17 protein-coding genes are annotated in these 19,162 nt (G+C 73.0%); 9 read left to right on the forward strand and 8 right to left on the reverse strand.

What is annotated here, in order from left to right:
• Positions 1-67 precede the first annotated feature (67 nt).
• On the reverse strand, positions 68-595 hold the full coding sequence (locus ACIPXB_RS04900) for a hypothetical protein (protein WP_401444635.1): 528 nt from the start codon (positions 593-595) through the stop codon (positions 68-70).
• Positions 596-757: 162 nt separating this feature from the next.
• On the opposite strand from ACIPXB_RS04900, the gene ACIPXB_RS04905 reads away from it, so the two are divergent.
• Both ACIPXB_RS04905 and ACIPXB_RS04910 read left to right on the forward strand, forming a co-directional pair.
• On the forward strand, positions 758-1,753 hold the full coding sequence (locus ACIPXB_RS04905) for a sensor histidine kinase (protein ID WP_401444638.1): 996 nt from the start codon (positions 758-760) through the stop codon (positions 1,751-1,753).
• 10 nt (positions 1,754-1,763) lie between these two features.
• Positions 1,764-2,405, forward strand: a complete 642-nt coding sequence (locus tag ACIPXB_RS04910) for a response regulator (protein WP_401444640.1) — start codon at positions 1,764-1,766, stop codon at positions 2,403-2,405.
• Between the two features lie 27 nt (positions 2,406-2,432).
• Here the strand turns inward: ACIPXB_RS04910 and ACIPXB_RS04915 are convergent, their stop codons facing one another.
• The 5 genes from ACIPXB_RS04915 to ACIPXB_RS04935 form a co-directional block, all read right to left on the reverse strand.
• A complete protein-coding gene (locus ACIPXB_RS04915) occupies positions 2,433-3,068 on the reverse strand; it encodes a rhomboid-like protein (protein ID WP_401444643.1) in 636 nt (211 codons plus the stop codon).
• Between the two features lie 85 nt (positions 3,069-3,153).
• Positions 3,154-3,873, reverse strand: coding sequence for an ABC transporter permease (locus tag ACIPXB_RS04920; protein WP_401444646.1), 720 nt, complete (start codon positions 3,871-3,873; stop codon positions 3,154-3,156).
• Between the two features lie 15 nt (positions 3,874-3,888).
• A complete protein-coding gene (locus tag ACIPXB_RS04925; protein WP_401444649.1) occupies positions 3,889-4,800 on the reverse strand; it encodes an ABC transporter ATP-binding protein in 912 nt (303 codons plus the stop codon).
• Positions 4,797-5,684, reverse strand: a complete 888-nt coding sequence (locus tag ACIPXB_RS04930) for an ABC transporter permease (protein ID WP_401444651.1) — start codon at positions 5,682-5,684, stop codon at positions 4,797-4,799. Before ACIPXB_RS04930 ends, ACIPXB_RS04925 begins: the two co-directional genes overlap by 4 nt.
• Positions 5,674-6,666, reverse strand: a complete 993-nt coding sequence (locus tag ACIPXB_RS04935; protein ID WP_401444653.1) for an ABC transporter ATP-binding protein — start codon at positions 6,664-6,666, stop codon at positions 5,674-5,676. Before ACIPXB_RS04935 ends, ACIPXB_RS04930 begins: the two co-directional genes overlap by 11 nt.
• A gap of 222 nt (positions 6,667-6,888) precedes the next feature.
• On the opposite strand from ACIPXB_RS04935, the gene ACIPXB_RS04940 reads away from it, so the two are divergent.
• From ACIPXB_RS04940 to ACIPXB_RS04950, 3 genes are all read left to right on the forward strand, one after another.
• A complete protein-coding gene (locus tag ACIPXB_RS04940; RefSeq protein ID WP_401444656.1) occupies positions 6,889-7,716 on the forward strand; it encodes a M24 family metallopeptidase in 828 nt (275 codons plus the stop codon).
• 5 nt (positions 7,717-7,721) lie between these two features.
• Positions 7,722-9,482, forward strand: coding sequence for an SDR family oxidoreductase (locus tag ACIPXB_RS04945; protein ID WP_401445804.1), 1,761 nt, complete (start codon positions 7,722-7,724; stop codon positions 9,480-9,482).
• Positions 9,483-9,674: 192 nt separating this feature from the next.
• Entirely contained in the window at positions 9,675-10,613 is a 939-nt protein-coding gene (locus tag ACIPXB_RS04950; RefSeq protein ID WP_401444658.1) for a MerR family transcriptional regulator, read from the forward strand.
• Between the two features lie 57 nt (positions 10,614-10,670).
• Here ACIPXB_RS04950 and ACIPXB_RS04955 read toward each other — a convergent pair whose 3' ends face one another.
• Complete coding sequence (locus ACIPXB_RS04955) at positions 10,671-11,456, reverse strand: aquaporin (protein ID WP_401444660.1); 786 nt, start codon at positions 11,454-11,456, stop codon at positions 10,671-10,673.
• A gap of 135 nt (positions 11,457-11,591) precedes the next feature.
• Here ACIPXB_RS04955 and ACIPXB_RS04960 point away from each other — a divergent pair, with 135 nt between their 5' ends.
• From ACIPXB_RS04960 to ACIPXB_RS04970, 3 genes are all read left to right on the forward strand, one after another.
• Positions 11,592-12,131, forward strand: a complete 540-nt coding sequence (locus ACIPXB_RS04960; protein WP_401444663.1) for an RNA 2'-phosphotransferase — start codon at positions 11,592-11,594, stop codon at positions 12,129-12,131.
• Positions 12,132-12,227: 96 nt separating this feature from the next.
• A complete protein-coding gene (locus ACIPXB_RS04965; protein ID WP_401444666.1) occupies positions 12,228-14,075 on the forward strand; it encodes an HSP90 family protein in 1,848 nt (615 codons plus the stop codon).
• Positions 14,072-17,161 (forward strand): tetratricopeptide repeat protein, encoded by a 3,090-nt coding sequence (locus ACIPXB_RS04970; RefSeq protein WP_401444669.1) that lies wholly within the window; start codon positions 14,072-14,074, stop codon positions 17,159-17,161. Before ACIPXB_RS04965 ends, ACIPXB_RS04970 begins: the two co-directional genes overlap by 4 nt.
• 131 nt (positions 17,162-17,292) lie before the next feature.
• Here ACIPXB_RS04970 and ACIPXB_RS04975 read toward each other — a convergent pair whose 3' ends face one another.
• Positions 17,293-18,198 (reverse strand): LLM class flavin-dependent oxidoreductase, encoded by a 906-nt coding sequence (locus ACIPXB_RS04975; protein ID WP_401444671.1) that lies wholly within the window; start codon positions 18,196-18,198, stop codon positions 17,293-17,295.
• Positions 18,199-18,252: 54 nt separating this feature from the next.
• Here ACIPXB_RS04975 and ACIPXB_RS04980 point away from each other — a divergent pair, with 54 nt between their 5' ends.
• Positions 18,253-19,131 (forward strand): Cof-type HAD-IIB family hydrolase, encoded by an 879-nt coding sequence (locus ACIPXB_RS04980; RefSeq protein WP_401444673.1) that lies wholly within the window; start codon positions 18,253-18,255, stop codon positions 19,129-19,131.
• Positions 19,132-19,162: the final 31 nt, after the last annotated feature.

Consider the following 19,162-nt stretch of genomic DNA (forward strand, 5'->3'; position numbering starts at 1 on the left):
TTTTGTTGCTCCCCGCGCGATCCACTCTGCCCCGGCCAGGTGTCCCGTACCAGCGAATTTCCGCGCATCAGCCGTGAATCCGGCGGCGCCGCCAGTAGGCGACGGTCACCACCCCGAGAAGCGGCCCCCACAGCAGCAGTGGCGCGTAGCAGAGGGTCATCAGCCACCAGTAGGCGCCGGAGGGCGCGCCCGGCGCCGCCATGTTGGTGGACCAGGTGAACATGCCGAGCACGGTGACCAGAATGACGGCGGTGGCTCCGAGGGCGGCGGGTACGACCGCCGCGAGGGGCGGGATCCGGCGGCCGCCGAGCCAGGGGATCCAGTGCGGTACCACCTCGCCCCAGGGCTGTACGAGGCCGAGGGTGAGGAGACCGAGTGCTTCGGCGAGGGCGCTGAGCGCCACCAGGGGGAAGGACCACACGCCGGGGAAGAGTTCGGCCTCCAGCCCGCTCCCCACTCCCCAGCCGACGGGTATGCCGACGGCGATGGCGATCCGCCACAGGCCACTGGGAACGAGGGTGAGGGCGGCGCCCCTGGCCGCCCACCGGATCGGGCGGCTGACGGCGGGAGCAGCGGGGGCGGTGAGCGTGGTCATCGGCCAAGTCCTTTTCGGGATGCGGTGGGTGATGCCTCAAGCCTGGTCGGGCGGGCGCCCGGGAACCATCCGCCGTTCAGCGGGCCGGGAGGTGATGGACACGGCGCCCGCTCTGCCGAACGGCAGATGCCGGAAGGCGAACGGGGCTCGTAGGGTCGGGGGGTGGTCCTGAAACCGAGCACCTTGTACGCGCCCGTCCTGGCCTCCGCCGGTCTGGTGTCGTTGGTCTGCGCCTTCGTGTCCGCGCCCACGGCGTGGACGCTGGCGGGCGTGGCGGTGCTGCTGCCGCTGCTGGCCCTGGTGGCCCGCTGGTCCCCGCCTCGGTCGGGGACGATCGCCGGTGTCATCGGCGGGGCGGCAGTGGCCTCGTGGCCGGTCCCGGTGGTGTGGCGGGACGGTTCCTGGCTGGAGGCCGCGGGGGCCGCGGCGTTCTGGGCGGTCCCCGCGCTCGGCGCGGTGGCCCTCGGCGGGCACCTGCGCCGTCAGGCGAGCCGGATGCGACAGGCCGTGCACCACGCACGACGCGACCAGCAGCTGGAACTGGCCCGGGATCTGCACGACTTCGTGGCCCACGACGTCAGCGCGATCGTGGTACAGGCGCAGGCAGCCCGTTTCGTGGCGGACAGCGATCCGCAGCAGGCCGTACGGGCGCTGGAGCGCATCGAGGCAGCCGGGCTGAGCGCGCTGGCCTCGATGGACCGCACGGTGCACGCCCTGCGGGAGGCGGGCGGTGGCCCGACGGCTCCGGCGCCGGGACTCGACGCGCTCCCGGAACTGGTCGCCCGGTTCGAGGGCGGGGCGCTGGACGCCGATCCGCAGGCGGTGGCAGCGCTGTCACGGGAGGCGGACACCACGGCCTACCGGGTGGCAGTGGAGGCTCTGACGAACGTACGCCGGCACGCACGCGGTGCCGCGCGGGTACGGGTCGCGGTACGTCGGGCGCCGGGCGGCGTGGAACTGAGCGTGGTCAACGACGCGGCGCCGCGCGGGGCCCGCGGCGGCCGGATCGCGCGGCCGCACGGCGGCGGCACCGGGCTGGCCGGCCTGAGGGCGCGCGTGGAGGCGGCTGGTGGGATCCTGAGCGCCGGTCCCGGTGGGGCGGGCGGCGGTTGGCGGGTTTCGGCTGTTTTCCCGGCCACCGGATCTCCCCAGAGGTGATCATGGCCGGGTGATCACACGCATTCTGATAGCCGATGACCAGAAGGACATCCGGAGCGGTTTCCGGCTGATCCTCGACTCGCAGCCGGACATGACGGTGGTGGGGGAGGCGGCCGACGGGCAGAGCGCCCTGGAGCTGGCCCGTGAACTGCGCCCGGACGTGCTGCTGGCGGACATCAGGATGCCCCGGCTGGACGGGCTGGAGCTGACCCGGCTCCTGGCGTCACAGACCCGGGTCGTGGTCGTGACCACCTTCGACCAGGACGACTACGTGCGCACGGCGCTGGCCAACGGGGCCTGCGGGTTCCTGCTCAAGCGGTCGGGGCCTGCGCTGCTGATCGAGGGCGTGCGCGCGGCCATGCAGGGCGACACCCTGATCAGTCCCCAGGTCACGGTGCGGCTGCTGAGCCGGCCGGCCCAGGACCCCCCGAAGGCGACCGCGCCGCATCCGCTGACGGAGCGCGAGGTGGAGATCGTACGGCTGGTGGCGCGCGGGTACACGAACGCGGAAATCGGCGCGGAGCTGTTCATCAGCGCCGGTACGGCCAAGACGCACCTCGCGAACGTCCAGGCGAAGCTCGGGGCGCGGAACCGGGTGGGGATCGCCGCGTGGGCGTGGCAGCACGGCCTGGCGAACGCCGAGGACGCGTAGGCGGTACCCCAGCGGATCCGCCGCCGGTCATGTTTCACGTGAAACAGGGTGCCGGGTCAGGGGCCAGGCGAGCAGGCCGACGGCGAGGGAGATCGCGTGGCCGAGGTCGGTGAACGTGCCGCCGGTGAGCAGCGGAACACCGAAGAACGCGACGGCGCCGGCGAGGTAGAGCCATCTCCAGGGACCGGGGATCCGGTAGGTGAGGACACCGATGGAGGCGGCGAGGCCGTAGCTGACGCCGATGTCGACGACGTGGACCATGCTGCGCGGGGCGCGGTTGTCCTGGATCGCCATCAGGACGACCCGCTGGCTGACGAGGGTGGCCGTGATGTGGGCGGTGGCGACGATCAGGAGCCAGCGCTGAGTGCCGAGCCAGCGTTCGACCGGGGCGTGGAAGACCTCGAAGAGCATCGCGTAGAGCGGGAGGGACGCCGGGTTCTCGATCCAGAACGCGCTGCTGAGCAGGGCCCGGAAGGGGTGGAGGTTCAGCTCGTGGATATTGCTGCTGTTGCGGTGCAGCAGGACGTGATCGACGTGGTCGGGGGCGATCACGACTATGAGGCTGGTGAGGGCGATGATCAGCAGCCAGATGTGCGTACCGGGCGCGGAGCGTATCCAGGACCACAGGGGCCTGGACGGCTCGGGCTCGGTGTGCGGCATCATGCCCCGATGATGGCCCGCATGACGGTGCCCCGCCCGGTCGGTGGGCCGGGCGGGGCACCGTGTGTGCGACGGGTGCGGCGGGTGCCTACTCCTCGCCCGCCAGCGTCAGGCGGCGCAGCTTCTGGCCGGCGTAGACGGTGGCGCCGACGGTGACGGCGACGAGCAGGATGCCCGCGGTGGGCAGGCCGACGGCGGAGTCGACGTACCCCTGGCCCGCGACCTTCTCCGCGAGGGCGAGGGACCACTGCTGGACGCTGAGGGTCTTGGCGCCGTCGACCAGGCTGCCGAAGAGCGACTCCCAGATCAGGGCATAGACCAGGCCGAAGACGACCGCGTGCCGGCTGACGGTGCCCAGCAGCAGGAACAGCGCGCTGTAGGCGATCGAGGCGACGAGGGACGCGACGGTGTAGGCGACGGCGATGTTCTGGCCGTTGCCGTTGAGGATGAATCCGGCGATCAGCGTGGGGACCGCGGAGAACACCATGGTGACGGCGATCGCGACGATCAGCTTGGTCATGATGATCGTCGGCCGCTTCACCGGCTTGGCGAGCAGGTAGACGATCGAGCCGTCGTCGATCTCGGGTCCGATGGCGCCGGTACCGGCGATGACGCCGATCAGCGGGACCATCGTGGCGAGGGCGAAGCCTCCGAGGAGGTCGGCGGCGACCTTGTCGTCGACGCCGGTGAAGGCGCGGACGGCGAGCGAGATCGCGATCAGCAGGGCGGGCAGCGCGAAGAGGATCAGCGCGCGGCGGCGGCCGAGCAGGGCCCGGTATGTGAGCCGGGCGACGGTGGGGTTGTACATCGGTGCCAGCTCCTTCTAAGCCGCTACGAGGTAGGAGAAGACCGACTCGAGGGACTCGTCGGAGGGCGAGACCGTCAGCAGCCGGATGCCGTGCTCGCGTGCGACGCGCGGCAGCAGCTCGGTGAAGCGTCCGAAGTCGACGGCCTGGATGCGCAGGGCGCCTTCCTTGAGGTCGACCTCGATGCCGGCGGTGGAGGGGTCGGCGATCAGGGCCGCGGCGAGGGCACGGTCGTCGGAGGAGCGGATCAGGTACCGGTGCGGGCGGTCCGTCATCAGGCGGCGGATCTTGCGGAAGTCGCCGGAGGCGGCGTGCCGGCCGGCGACGATCACCTCGATGTGGGAGGCGAGCTGCTCGACCTCCTCCAGGATGTGGGAGGAGAACAGGACGGTGCGGCCTTCGTCGCCCATGCGCCGCAGCAGGTCCATGAGCTGCATGCGCTGGCGCGGGTCCATGCCGTTGAACGGCTCGTCGAGCAGGAGCACCGACGGGTCGTGGACGAGGGCGGAGGCCATCTTCACGCGCTGGCGCATGCCCTTGGAGTAGGTCGCGATCTTCCGGTCCTGGGCGTACTCCATCTCCACGGTGGCCAGCGCCCGCTGGGCGGCGGCGTCGTCGAGGCCGTGGAGTTCGGCATTGGCGACGACGAACTCGCGGCCGGTGAGGAAGTCGTACATGGCCTCGCGCTCGGGGACCACGCCGATCTGCCGGTAGACCTGCTCGTTGCGCCAGATCGGCGCGCCGTCGAGGGTGACGGCGCCGGTCGAGGGGGCCAGGAAGCCGCCCATCATGTTGATGAGGGTGGACTTGCCGGCGCCGTTGGGGCCGAGGAGGCCGGTGACGCCGGGACCGATGCGCATGGTCACGTCGTTGACGGCGACGACGTTCCCGAACCAGCGGGAGGTGTGGTCGATGTCGATGATGGTCACAGCCCGGCCTTCCGGTAGCGGGCCATCAGCGCGGCGTAGGAGCCCGCGATGAGGGCGAAGACGACCAGCAGATAGACGATGCCGACACCGGCCGAGGGTCCGTCGCCGCCGGGGAAGTTGGTGGTGCCGCCCAGGAAGGCGGTCTGGACACCGTCGATCAGGCTGACCGGGGAGAACAGGCCCATCCAGTCGATGGCACCCGTGTTGCCGGTGCTGTAGGCGACGGCCTGCACGGTGGTGACGGCGCCGTAGGGGATCAGGAGCAGGGCGATGACGGCGGCGACGCCGAAGCCGCGGCGCGGGGTGAGCGCGGCCATGACCAGGCCGAGGCCGGCGAACAGGAGCGAGAGCAGCAGCACCGACACCATTCCCTGCGCGAATCCCTTGGTCTGGTCGCCGAAGTCGAACTTCGCCAGCAGCGAGCCGATGTACATGATCACCAGCGGGGTGGCGGTGAGGATGAAGAGCGCCGAGGTCATCGCGGCGTACTTGGCGAGGACGTAGTCGACGCGCTCGATGGGCCGCGAGAAGTACAGCGGCACCGTCTTGAAGCGCAGGTCCCGGGAGACCGTCTGGGGGGCCTGGGACGCCAGGTAGAGGCCGATGATCACCTGGGTGGTCAGGGCGTACGAGGTGTACTTCAGGGGCAGCTCGGTGGAGCCCGGGACCGCGATGGCGACCGCGACGATGATCAGCGCGGGGACGCACATCACCGCGAAGAGGATCATCGGCAGGACCTTGGACTTGGCGGAGCGGCCCAGTCCGTAGGCGCCGCGCAGGGACTGCGAGTACAGCGACTTGCGGGCGTAGGCGCGGCCGAGGCGGGCGCCCTCGTAGGACCGGTAGCCGATGTTGTGGATCTGGGTCGAGGTGTCAGGCGCCATCGGAACCGGCTCCCTTCTGCGCGAGGTGGGCGAGCTGCTGCTGGTCGTGGTCGCGGAAGACCTCCGCGATGTGGTGGCGGCGCTGCTCCATGCGGACCAGGCCGAGCCCCAGGTGGGCGACGGTGTCGCGGACGGTGTCGTACGTCTGCTCGCCGTCGGCCTCGACGAGGAGGATGTGGCCGGCGCCGGGCAGGCCCTGCTCCTGGCTCGTGTGGAGCGTGACGCCCGCCGCCGTGAGCGCCTGGCGCAGGACCGCGGTGCCGTCGGGGTGGGTGTCGGAGTCGGTGACCTCGACCGCGAGGGTCGTGGTGGTCTGGGTGAAGTCACTGGTGGAGCTGGAGCGCAGCAGCTTGCCGCCGTCGACGACCACGACGTGGTCGCAGGTCCGCTCCAGCTCGCCCAGGAGGTGGGAGGTGACCAGCACCGAGATGCCGAAGTCGGTGTAGACCCGGCGGATCAGCCCGAGCATCTCGTCGCGGCCGACGGGGTCGAGGCCGTTGGTGGGCTCGTCCAGGAGGACCAGCTGGGGGTCGTGGACCAGCGCTTGCGCGAGCTTGACGCGCTGCTTCATGCCGGTGGAGTAGCCCCCGATGGGGCGGTAGCGCTCTTCGTAGAGGCCCACGTGGCGCAGCGTGTCCGCGGTCCGCTCGCGGGCGGCGGTGGGCGGCAGGCCGGACATGCGGGCCATGTGCACGACGAACTCGGTGGCCGAGACGTCGGGTGGCAGGCAGTCGTGTTCGGGCATGTAGCCGACGCGTTCACGGATGGCGCTGCCATGCGTGGCGACGTCGAGCCCGAGCACGGCGGCACGGCCCTCGGTGGCGGGGGACAGTCCCAGCAGAATCTTGATCAGCGTGGACTTGCCGGCTCCGTTGGCACCCACGAGGCCGGTCACGCCGGGCCCGATGTCCAGGGAGAGCCGGTCGAGGGCGGTCACTCGGGGGTACCGCTTGCTCAGGCTTTCAGTCGCGATGACAGTCACGGGTCCGACGGTAGTGGGCGGGGCCTCGCGGGACGTCAGACCAGGAGCGGGATCCTGTCTCCGCCTTCAGGCGTACATGCCCGTACGGGAGGCTGACCCGCCGGCGTCCCGCGGGGAGGTTTTCCACAGGTCCGTGCACGACCCTTGACGCGACCTCCGGTCATTGTCACATTCATCAGTGTCAACATACGGGCACGTACGGCTACCGGAACGGGTGCTGGCATGACAGGGGACGATCTTCGCGGGTTCAGGGAAGTCCAGCGGCTCGCGTACGAGTGCGCGGAGGCGGTCGCGGCCCAGCTGCGACCCGGGATCACCGAGCGCGAGGCCGCGCGGCTGCAACGGGAGTGGCTGCGCGGGCGCGGGGTGCGGGACTGGTTCCACATGCCGTTCGCCTGGTTCGGGGACCGCACGGCGTTCGTGGACTTCAAGATCCCGCTCCAGTTCTTTCCCACCGGCCGGAAGCTGGAGCCGGGGATGCCGTTCATCCTCGACGCCGCCCCGATATACAAGGGCTTCGCGGCGGACATCGGCTACTCGGGCAGTCTCGGGCTCAACCCCGTGCAGGACCGGCTGATGAGCGATCTCCGGGTGCACCGCGAGCTGATCCTGACCGAGGTCCGCGAGCGGCGTCCGCTGCGGGAGATCTACGAGGACGTCGAGCGGCTGATGACCCGGCAGGGGTACGCCAACCGCCACCGGGCCTATCCGTTCGGCGTGATCGCGCACAAGGTGGACCGGGTCAAGGAGCGGCGCTGGTCCCCGACGGCGTTCGGGTTCGGCACGCAGGCGCTGAAGGGGCTGGCGAGCGACGCCCTGCACGGGCACCGCGAGGGCTGGTCCCCGCTGTGGAGTCCCTACAAGTTCTCCGACCATCCGCCGCAGCCCGGTCTGTGGGCGGTGGAGCCGCACCTGGGGTTCCGTGGCACGGGGGCGAAGTTCGAGGAGATCCTGGTGGTCACCGACTCCCGGGATCCCGTGGAGAGCGCGTTCTGGCTGGATGACGATCTGCCGCACGTGCGGCGCTGGGCCGAGGAGAAGGCGGCATGAGCGGGATGACTGTTGCGGGGGCGCGCGAGCGCCGGGTGCGCACCGGCGGGGTCGAGCTGTGCGTCGTCGAGCTCGGCGAGACCGGCCGGCCGACGGTGGTGCTGGTGCACGGGTATCCGGACAGCAAGGAGGTGTGGTCGGAGGTCGCCGAGCGGCTGGCCGAGCACTTCCACGTGGTGCTGTACGACGTGCGCGGCCACGGCCGGTCCACAGCGCCGGCGCCGCTGCGCGGCGGGTTCACCCTGGAGAAGCTGACGGACGACTTCCTGGCCGTCGTGGACGCGGTCAGCCCGGACCGGCCGGTGCACCTGGTCGGGCACGACTGGGGCTCGGTGCAGGGCTGGGAGTTCGCCACCGTCCGGCGCACCGAGGGGCGGATCGCCTCCTTCACCTCGATGTCGGGCCCCTCGCTGGACCACTTCGGCCACTGGATCAAGAAGCGGATGTCCCGGCCGACCCCGCGCCGGGCCGCGCAGTTGCTGGGGCAGGGCGCCAAGTCCTGGTACGTGTACCTGCTGCACACCCCGGTGCTGCCCGAACTCGCCTGGCGCGGGCCGCTGGGCAAGCGGTGGCCGAAGATGCTGGAGCGCGTGGAGAAGGTCCCCGCCGGCGACTATCCGACGGCCTCGCTGCCCTCGGACGCGGCGCACGGCGCCTGGCTCTACCGGGACAACGTGCGCGCCCGGATGCGCCGGCCGCGCACCGACGCGTACGCCCACGTGCCGGTCCAGCTGATCACGCCGACCGGGGACGTCTACTTGTCGGAGCGGCTCTACGACGGCCTGGAGCTGTGGGCCCCGGACCTGCTCCGGCGCACCCTGCCCGCCAAGCACTGGGTGCCGCGCACCCGGCCCGACCAGCTGGCGGCGTGGATCGGTGAGTTCGTCACCGCCCGCGAGGAGCCGGGTCCGGCGCCCGAACGGGCCGGAGCGGGCCGGTACGCCGACCGGTTCGGCGGGCAGCTGGTCCTGGTGACGGGCGCGGCCAGCGGTATCGGACGGGCCACGGCCTTCGCGTTCGCCGAGGCCGGCGCCCGCGTGGTGGCGGTGGACCGCGATGGCGAGGGCGCGGCGCGCACCGCCGACATGGCCCGCCTGATCGGGTCGCCGCAGGCGTGGGGCGAGTGCGTCGACGTCAGCGACGAGCAGGCGATGGAGAAGCTCGCGACGAAGGTCGCCGCCGAGTACGGGATCGTGGACGTCCTGGTCAACAACGCCGGGATCGGGCTGTCGGGGGCCTTCCTCGACACCACCTCCGAGGACTGGAAGAAGGTCCTGGACGTCAATCTGTGGGGCGTCATCCACGGCTGCCGGATCTTCGGGAAGCAGATGGCCGAGCGGGGGCAGGGCGGGCACATCGTCAACACCGCCTCGGCAGCGGCGTACCTGCCGTCCAAGTCGCTGCCCGCGTACAGCACCTCGAAGGCGGCGGTGCTGATGCTGTCGGAGTGCCTGCGCGCGGAGCTGGCCGGGCGGTCGATCGGGGTGTCCGCGATCTGCCCCGGCATCGTGAACACCAACATCACCTCCACGGCCCGGTTCGCCGGGGTCGACGCGGCGGAGGAGAAGCGCCGCCAGGAGCGGTCCTCGCGGCTGTACGGGATACGCAACTTCCCGCCGGAGAAGGTCGCCGACGCGATCCTGGAGGCCGTGGTGAACAACCGGGCGGTGGTGCCGGTGACGCCCGAGTCCAAGGGCGCCCGGCTGCTGTCCCGCTTCGCCCCGGGGGTGCTGCGGACACTGGCGAAGCTGGAACCCCGGCTGTGAGCAGGCAGGCGGCCGGTCCGGACCGGGTGGTGAGAGGGCACGGCACGGCCATACCCCCCTCCACCCGGCGGTCGTACCATCCCTCGCAGGAGGGCTCGCTGCACAGGGCGGTCGAGTACCTGGCGGCTTCGCCTGCCGCCCGGGGCGCGGCGGGCGTGGCCGGCCGAGCCGCCGTGTCGTAGGGAGCCGGGAGTGTCCGATCAGGCAGCAGCCGAGTACCGCATCGAGGATCTGGCGCACCGCAGCGGTGCGACGGTGCGCACGATCCGCGCCTACCAGGACCGCGGGCTGCTGCCCAGGCCGGAGCGGCGCGGCCGGTCCAACGTGTACCGGGACACCCATCTGGCGCGGCTGCGCCAGATCGCCGATCTGCTGGACCGCGGCTACACGCTCGCCTCCATCAAGGAGTTGCTGGAGGCCTGGGACGCGGGGCGGGGGCTGGGCGGTGTCCTGGGGCTGGTGGCCGAGGTGCACGGGCCGTGGACGGACGAGGAGGCGGCGCGGATCTCGCGGGCCGAGCTGAACGAGCGGTTCGGCGGCCGGCCCGACGACGTGGCCGTCGACGAGGCCTGCGAGCTGGGGGTGCTGGAGCGGATCCCGGGACGCCCGGACGAGTTCCTGGTGCCCTCGCCGCAGGAGCTGGCGGTGGCGGCCGAGCTGTACGCGGCCGGGGTGCCGCTGTCGGCCATCACCGGGCACCTGCGCGAGCTCCGGGGGCAGGTCGAGCACATCGCTTCGCGGTTCCTGGAGTTCACCACGGAGCACGTCTTCGCCCGCTACCTGGGCCACGTGCCCCCCACCGACGCGGACGCGGCGGAGGCGGCGACGATGGTGCGGCGGCTGCGGCCGCTGGCGCAGCAGACGGTGGACGCGGAGCTGGCGCGGGCGATGCGGCTGTTCGCCACGCGCCATCTGCAGCGGCATCTGGGGGCGCCGGGGGCGTGGGGGGAGACGGGTCCTGCTCCGGTGGCACTGCCCGCCGAGACGGTGCGGGCGGTGCAGGAGCTGGTGGGGCCCGAGCACGTGGCGGCGTTCGTCAGGGCCGCGACGGAGCGGGAGCTGCAGGCCCGCATGATGAACGATCTCGCCAGGCGGGCCGGTGTTCCACAGGCCGGGCCACCCGTTCAGTGACAAAACCCGGCGAATCGGCTGTGGACAAGTACGTCATCCTGTGGACGAGCCTGTGAATCAACTGACCGTTTCGTAGTTCTGGTTGAGCGCCGCGGCTTCGGTCCTGATCGCGGAGCGGCCTCCGTAGAGCACCGCGGCGAGGGCGAGGCCGAGGGCGCCGCCGATCAGCTGGGCGGCGACGAAGCCGGGCAGGGACTGCGGGGCGATACCGGTGAAGGAATCGCTGAAGGCACGCCCGAGGGTGCCGGCCGGGTTGGCGAAGGACCCCGAGGAGGTGAACCAGATCGCGGCGGCGACGTACGCGGCGACGGCGACGGGGACGAACCGCGGGCGCCCGATCCGGCCGAGCCCCTGGATGACGAGGACCAGGCCGGCGGTGGCCACGACCTCGCCGATCAGCAGGTGGCCGCCGTCGCGGACCTGGGTGGCCAGGGTGCCGGGGGCGCGGCCGAACATGGCCTCGGCCAGGAGCGCCCCGCCAACCGCCCCCGCGAGCTGGGCGCCGGTGTAGACGAGGGCCTCCCGTCCGGTCAGGCCGCCGGCCCCGGCGCCGCCGTCGGCGTCGGAACCGGCCCCGCCGCCGGCCCCGGCGCCCGTGCGCCGGCTCCACCACGCGGTCAGGGTGACGACGGGGTTGAGATGGGCGCCGGAGAGGGGGCCGAACAGCGTGATGATCAGGCCGAGCCCGATCGCGGAGGCCAGCGAGTTGGCGACGAGCGCGACCCCGGTGTCGGCGCTGAGGGCGGCGGCCTGGATGCCGGAGCCGATCACCACCACGAGCAGGCCCGCGGTGCCGACGAGTTCGGCGGCCGCGCGGCGCGCCAGTGAGGTGTGAGGTGTCATGGGTTCTCCCTGGGGGCAGCGGCTCCCCATCCGAGCCGCAACGGAAAATGTATTCCGTATCCCGGAAGAGTGGTAGGGGGTCCGAGGGGCGGAAATCAGCTGCCGAGGAGGTCCCCGAGCGGGCACGCTGGGGCCATGGACGACAGACGCACCGTGAAGGTGTCCAAATACGTCTCGAAACACCTGCGGCATCAGCCGGAGCGGATCGGACTGGTGCTCGACCCACAGGGCTGGGTGGAGATCGACGACCTGCTGGCCGCGGCCGCCGCCCACCGCTTCCCCATCACCCGGGCCGAGCTCGACCACGTGGTCGCCGCCAACGACAAGCAGCGCTTCGCCGTGTCCGGCACCCGCATCCGCGCCAGCCAGGGCCACACCGTCCCGGTCGACCTGGACCTCCCGGAGGCCGAGCCGCCGGCGTACCTCTACCACGGCACCGTCGCCGCCGCCCTGGACGCGATCCGCGCCGAGGGGCTGCGCCCGATGCGCCGCCACCACGTGCACCTCTCACCCGACCGGGAGACCGCGACCCGGGTGGGCGCGCGGCGCGGTCGCCCCGTCGTGCTCAGCGTGGACGCGGGCGCGATGCGCGCGGCCGGGCACGTGTTCCGGATCAGCGCGAACGGCGTGTGGCTGGTGGACGCCGTCCCCCCGGAGTTCCTGCGGCTGCCGTGACATGACGGTGTGCCTGTCGGCGTGACATGACGGCGTGACACACGGCACCGAAAAACCCGGAGGGATTGTCAGATCGTCGCCCTACGCTGACTTCCCATGACGACCGTCAACAGCTTCCAGGTCGACCTGCGCGGCCTCGTGGACCTCCTGTCCCACCACCTCTACTCCAGCCCCCGCGTCTACGTCCGCGAGCTCCTCCAGAACGCCGTGGACGCGGTCACCGCCCGCCACGCCCACGAGCCGGGCGCCGAGGTCCGGATCCGCCTGTCCGCCACCGACGGACACGTCAGCATCGAGGACAGCGGCATCGGCCTGACCGCCGACGAGGCGCACTCCCTCCTCGCCACCATCGGCCGCAGCTCCAAGCGCGGCGGTGAGCACGGCCTGGAGACCACCCGCCAGGAATTCCTGGGGCAGTTCGGCATCGGCCTGCTGGCCTGCTTCGTCGTCGCCCGCCAGATCCGCGTCGTCACCCGTTCCGCCAAGGACCCCCACGCCCGCCCCGTGGAGTGGCTGGCCACCGACGACGGCTCGTACACCGTGCGCGAACTCCCCGACGAGGCCCGCCCCGAGCCCGGCACCACCGTCCACCTCCAGGCCCGCCCCGGCGCCGAGGAGTGGCTGGTGCCCGCCAAGGTCGAGCAGCTCGCGCGCGACTTCGGCGGCCTCCTGCCGTACGACATCACCTTCGACGACGGCAGCGGCGCCGAGCCGCGCCCGGTCACCGACCGCCCGGCGGTCTGGGACCGGCCCTTCCCCACCCCCGCGGCCCGCCGGGTCGCGCTCGCCGGGCACTGCTCCCAGCTGTTCGGCTTCAGCCCGCTCGACAGCATCGACCTGGACCTGCCCGTCGCCGGCGTGCGCGGCGTCGCGTACGTGCTGCCCGAGCCCACCAGCCCCGCCCACCGGGCCGGACATCGCGTCCACCTCAAGGGCATGCTCCTGACCGACCAGGCCGACAACCTGCTGCCGGACTGGGCCTTCTTCGTCCGCGCCGTCCTGGACACCGACGCGCTGCGGCCCACCGCCTCCCGCGAGAACCTCTACGACGACGAGACCCTCGCCGCCGTCCGCGACGCGCTCGGCGCCCGCATCCGCGCGTGGCTCACCGAGCTCGCCGCCAGCGAGCCCGAGCGGCTGGCGACCTTCCTGAGCGTCCACCACCTGGGCGTGAAGTCCCTGGCCCGGCACGACGCGGAGCTGCTCGGCCTGATGCTGCCGTGGCTGCCGTTCGAGACCAGCGACGGCTCGATGAGCCTGGAGGAGTTCTCGGCCGCGCACACCGAGATCCACTTCACGCGCACCGTCGAGGAGTTCCGCCAGATCGCCCCCATCGCCGCGGCCCACGGCCTCGGCGTCATCAACGCCGGCTACACCTACGACGCCGACCTGCTGGCGCTGCTGCCCTCCGTACGCCCCGGCCTGAAGGTCACCGAGCTGGACGCGGGCGCCGTCACCGACCGGCTCGACCCCGTCCCGACCTCAGCCGAACTGGCGCTGGCGCCCTTCCTGTCCACCGCACGCACCCGCCTGGAGGCGCAGAGCTGCGACGTGGTCCTGCGCGCCTTCCAGCCCGTGTCCGTCCCGGCCCTCTACCTCGACGACCGCCAGGCCCGCCAGGAGCGCGACCGGGCCGTCGCCCAGGAGAACGCCGACTCCCTGTGGGCGGGGATCCTCGGTTCGCTGCGCGGCTCCGCGCCGCGCGCCCGCCTGGTCCTCAACCACAACAACCCGCTGATCCGGCGGATCGCCGCGCTGCCCGACGCCGCGCTGACCGGCACCGCCGTCGAATCGCTGTACGGGCAGGCGCTGCTGATGGCCCAGCGCCCGCTGCGCCCCGCCGACTCCACCCTGCTCAACCGGGCCTTCCTGGGGCTCCTGGAATGGGCGACGCACACGAACGCGGCCGACTCCGCGGCCGACACCGAGGGGGACCACCGTTGAGCACCATGACTCCGGACGAGATCCGGCGCGGCTTCCACGAGAACCGCCAGCTGCCGGGCGGCGCGACGCGCAACGCCCACGCCGAGTCGCTGACCGCGGCCGCCGAGGCCACCGGTGACCGGCAGCTGTTCCGCGAGGCGCTGGACCACCAGATCGACGCCTACGAGTACAGCGCCGAACGGACCCGGCTGCTGGTGCCGTTCGCCCGGCTGCTCCAGGAGTACGACCGCGACCCCGGCGCCTTCTCCGACTGGGAGACGCACTCGCTGTTCTGGCAGTTCAAGTGGGTGGCCTCGGCGATCAACAGCTCCCCGGAGCTGTCGCTGGAGACCGCGCGCGGCTGGCTGGCGGACATGGAGCGGCGCTACCGGCTCGCCGGCTACAACGAGCGGCCGGTCCGCAAGGCCGAGCTGTTCCTCGCCGAGGCGGCCGGCGACGACGAGGGCGCCGAGCGGGCCATGACCCGCTGGACCGCGGCCGACCGCGACAGCATGAGCGACTGCCACGCCTGCGAACTCAACGCGCAGGGCTGGTTCTGGGCCCGCCACGGCGAGGACGCCAAGGCCGTCGAGGTCTGGAACCCGGTCCTGGCCGGCGACCACACCTGCGCCGAGGAGCCGCACCGGGTCCTCGCCCAGTCCCTGCTCCCCCTGGTACGCCTGGGCCGCCTCGACGAGGCGCGCTCCCACCACCTGCGCGGCTACCGGATGGCGCGGGGCAACGAGAGCCTGCTGCGCTCCATCGGCCACCACATCGAGTTCTGCGCGCTGACCGGCAACGAGGCGCGCGGCCTGGAGATCCTCGCCGAGCACGCCGCGCACCTGGGCCCGCTCGTCGACCTCGACGCCCGGCTGTCGTTCTACGGCGGCGTCCTGGTGCTGCTGCGCCGGCTGTCCGCGCTGGGGTACGGGGACCGGCCCACGGTCGCGTTCGAGGGCACCCCCCGCACGGCCGACGAGCTCTACGCGGTCCTGCACACCGACGCGATGGACATCGCCCGGCGCTTCGACGTGCGCAACGGCAACCCCCGGGTCTCGCAGCGGCTGACCGACCGGGTCGGGCGGGAACCGCTGCTGGCCGTGCTGCCGCTGGGGGTGCGGGTCGCCGCAATGCCCCCACAGCCGGGGGCCGGCGCCGCGACCGTACCGGCGCCGCGCACCGGGGAGTCCGCCGCGGCGGGTGCGGCGGCGGCCGAGGACTTCGCCGGCCTGGTGGCGCGGGCGCGCACCGCCCGTGCGCAGGGACATCCCCAGGCCGACGAGCTGTGGGAGCAGGTGGGCCGACGGGCGGAGACGGAGCCCGGGGAGGCGGTGGACGCCGCCCTGACCGCCGATCTGCTGGAGCACCGCGTGCTGGCGGCGGCCCGGGCCGGCGACCCGACCGTACGGGAGCGGTTCGCGCTGGTCCGCGACGCCCAGCGGGCGGCCGGACAGGAGGAACGGGCGGTCCTGGCGCAGCTGCGACTGGCCACGGCCGCGCTGCAGTTCGGCGCGGAACCGCAGGAGGCCCGCGCGCTGCTGGCCGAAGCGGCCGCCGCCGCGCAGGCGCTGGGCGCGGACGAGCCGATGCGGGCCCGGCGCATCGCCACCGCGGAGCTGACCCGGATCCGGGCCGAGGCGCACCTGGCGTCCGCCTCGGGCGAGGCGGACGAGACGGGGGAGGACGGGACAGCGGCCGCCCTGGCCGGGTTCGTCGCCGCCTACGGCGCGGACCCCGACCTCGCGGACCTGGTCCTCGACGCCGAGGAACTGCTGGCCCACCTCGTCCTGCACGACGGAGACGCCGAGCGCGGCGAGACGCTGCTGGCCTCGGCCGCGGCCCGGGGCATCGCGGCCGGACGGCCGTGGCTGGCGGTGGACCCGCTGGCGCAGCGCGGCAGCATCCTGATGCGGCTGGGCCGGCCCGCGGAGGCGGAGGAGGCGGTCCGCGCCGCGCTCGCGCACGCGGGCGAGGTCACCGACGCCGAGACGCAGGGCGCGGTCCGGCTGACGCTGTGCGCGATCCTGCTCGAGCGGGGCGACACGGCGGCGGAGGCGGCGGAGCTGGCGCTGGAGAGCGCCCACTGGTTCGACCAGGCCGGACTGGCCGAGTCGGGCGGGGCGCAGGCCCGGCTGCGGCTGGCGCGCGCGTACGGCGCGACCGGCCGGACGGCGGAGGCGGTCGAGGTCCTCCAGTCGGCGCTGCCGGATCTGCTGGAGCACGGCGAACACCAGGCCGTGTTCGCCCGGGAGCTGCTCGGCGGCCTGCTGAACGACGTGAACGACCGGCGGGGCGCGGCCGAGCAGTACCTGCTGGCCGCGGAGACCGCCAAGGGCTGGGACGATCCGCGTCCGCAGGCGGGCCTGGCCCAGTCGGCGGCCGACGCCCTGTCGTCGGCCGGTATGACGGACGAGGCGAGGGCCGCGTACGAGCGGGCCCTGGAGCTGCGCCGGGCGACCGGGGACGCGCCCGTCGCGACGGTGCGGATGCTGCGCTCGCTGGCCTGGCTGGAGCTGCGCGAGGACGTCGACAACGCGCGGGTGGCGGCGGCGCGCACGCGGATGGACGAGGCGGTGGAGGTGCTGGAGACGGCGCTGGCCGCGCCGGACTCCGGCGAGGCCGGGGCGGGGGCGGAGGCCGAGGCGCCGCTGCGCTACGAACTCGCCCAGACCTGGCAGCAGCTGGGCCGCGTCCTCGACCAGCGGATCGACGCGTTCGTGGAGTACGACGACTACGCCTACGACGAGGACGACGAGGACGACGAGGACGGCGACGGCGAGGACGGCGGGGCGACGCCGCCGGAGCCGCTGACCGACGCCGAGCTGCTCGCGCTGCGGCGCGAGACGGTGGCCCTGTGGGACCGGGCGGCCGGCCTCTACGCCGGCCTGGGGCCGGGGTGCCTGGAGGAACGCCTGCAGTGCCTGCACGCCGCCGCGTGGAACGAGGGCGCCCTCGGTGATCTCACCGCGGCCGTCGCCCGGATCGGCGCCGTGCTGGACGAGGTCCGCGCCCTCCCGGAGGGCGCCGCCCCCGACTGGGCGCTGCCCCGCGCGGAGCACCTCCTGGCCTCGCTGAACGAGCGGCTGGAGGCCCAGCGGGGCGAGTGAGCCCGTGGACGCGCGGTGCCCCGGTCCGTCGGGACCGGGGCACCGCGCGTCTCAGGTACCCGTCGTGTCGGGTACCGCGCGTCTCAGGTACCCGTCGCGCCAGGTACCGCGCGTCTCGGGTACCGGTCGTGTCAGGCGCCCAGCTGGGCCAGGCCGTCCGTGGCGATCTTCTCGAAGACCGCTTCGTCGGCCGCGAAGTCGCTGCCCGCGATCGGGGCGTGGATCACGATCTCGGTGAAGCCGAGCTCGCGGTGGCGGCCGGCGAAGTCGACGAAGGCGTCCACCGATGCCAGCAGCGTGTTCCGCTCCGGGGTGAAGCCGGTCAGCAGGATCTTCTCCATCGCCCCGGCGTCGCGGCCGATCTCGGCGCACGCCTTGCCGAGCTTCTCGATCTGACCGCGCAGCGCCTCCAGCGACTGCTCCGGGGTGCCCGTCTCGAAGAGCTTGGGGTCGCCGGTGGTGACCCAGGCCTGGCCGTGGGCCGCGGCCAGCTTCAGCCCGCGCGGGCCGGTCGCCGCCACCGCGAAGGGCAGCCGGGGGCGCTGCACGCAGCCGGGGATGTTGCGGGCCTCGTCCGCCGCGTAGAAGGTGCCCCCGGAGGTGACCGCGTCCTCGGTCAGCAGCCGGTCGAGCAGCGGCACGAACTCGGCGAAGCGGTCGGCCCGCTCCCGCGGGGTCCACGCCTCCTGGCCCAGCGCCGTCGCGTCGAAGCCGTTGCCGCCCGCGCCGATGCCCAGCGTGATCCTGCCCCCCGAGATGTCGTCGAGGGAGATCAGCTCCTTGGCCAGGGTCACCGGGTGCCGGAAGTTCGGCGAGGTCACCAGCGTGCCCAGGCGCAGCCGCTCGGTGGCCGCGGCCGCCGCGGTCAGCGTCGGCACGGCGCCGAACCACGGGCCGTCGCGGAACGACCGCCACGAGAGGTGGTCATAGGTGTAGGCGGTGTGGAAGCCCAGCTGCTCGGCCCGCAGCCACTGGTCGCGGCCACCGCCGTGCCAGCGCCCTACCGGGAGGATCACGGTGCTCAGACGCAAACTCATGCCCACGAGCGTACGGGGGTCCGCGCAACAGGGGCGCATCAGGCAGGTGACGGCATGGGCGAAGATGGAGCCGTGACCTCGGCCTCCCAGCGCCCCGAAGGGCCTGCCCCTGTGACCCGGCTCATCGCCACCGACCTCGACGGCACCCTGCTGCGCGACGACAAATCCGTCTCGCCGCGCACCGTCGCCGCACTGGCGGCCGCCGAAGCGGCCGGGATCGAGGTCTTCTTCGTCACAGGCCGCCCCGCGCGCTGGATGGACGTGGTCGCCGATCACGTCCACGGCCACGGGCTGGCGATCTGCGCGAACGGCGCGGCCGTGGTCGACCTGCACGCCGGGCGGGAGTTCGTCCAGGTCCGCGCGCTGCCCCGGGACGACGCCCTGTCCGTGGTGCACGCTCTGCGCGAGGCGGCCCCCGGCACCTCGTTCGCGGTCGAGCTGACCACCGGGATCCACTACGAACCGGCGTACCCGCCCTTCTACCAGGACCCGGGAGCCACCGTCGCCGCCGCCGAGAAGCTGCTGCACGAGGAGCCGGCCGGGAGCGCGGCGCCCGTGCTCAAGCTGCTCGCCCACCACACGGAGCTGGCCCCGGACGCGTTCCTGTCGCTGGCCCGCTCCGCCGCCGACGCGCACGCCTCCCTCACCCGTTCCAGCCCGACCGCGCTGCTGGAGATCAGCGGCCACGGGGTCTCCAAGGCCAGCACGCTCGCGCTGTGCTGCGCCGAGCGCGGGATCGCCCCCGAGGAGGTCGTGGCGTTCGGCGACATGCCCAACGACGTGGAGATGCTCCGTTGGGCGGGTACGTCGTACGCGATGGGCAACGCCCACCCGGACGTGATCGCGGCCGCCTCGGGCCGTACGGTCGCGAACGAGGAGGACGGCGTGGCCGTCGTCATCGAGCGGATCCTGGCCGAGCGCCTCGCCCGCTGAGCGTACGGACAGCACACCTGCCCGTACGACA

This window comes from Streptomyces sp. NPDC090022 (assembly GCF_044748145.1).
Classification (GTDB): domain Bacteria; phylum Actinomycetota; class Actinomycetes; order Streptomycetales; family Streptomycetaceae; genus Streptomyces.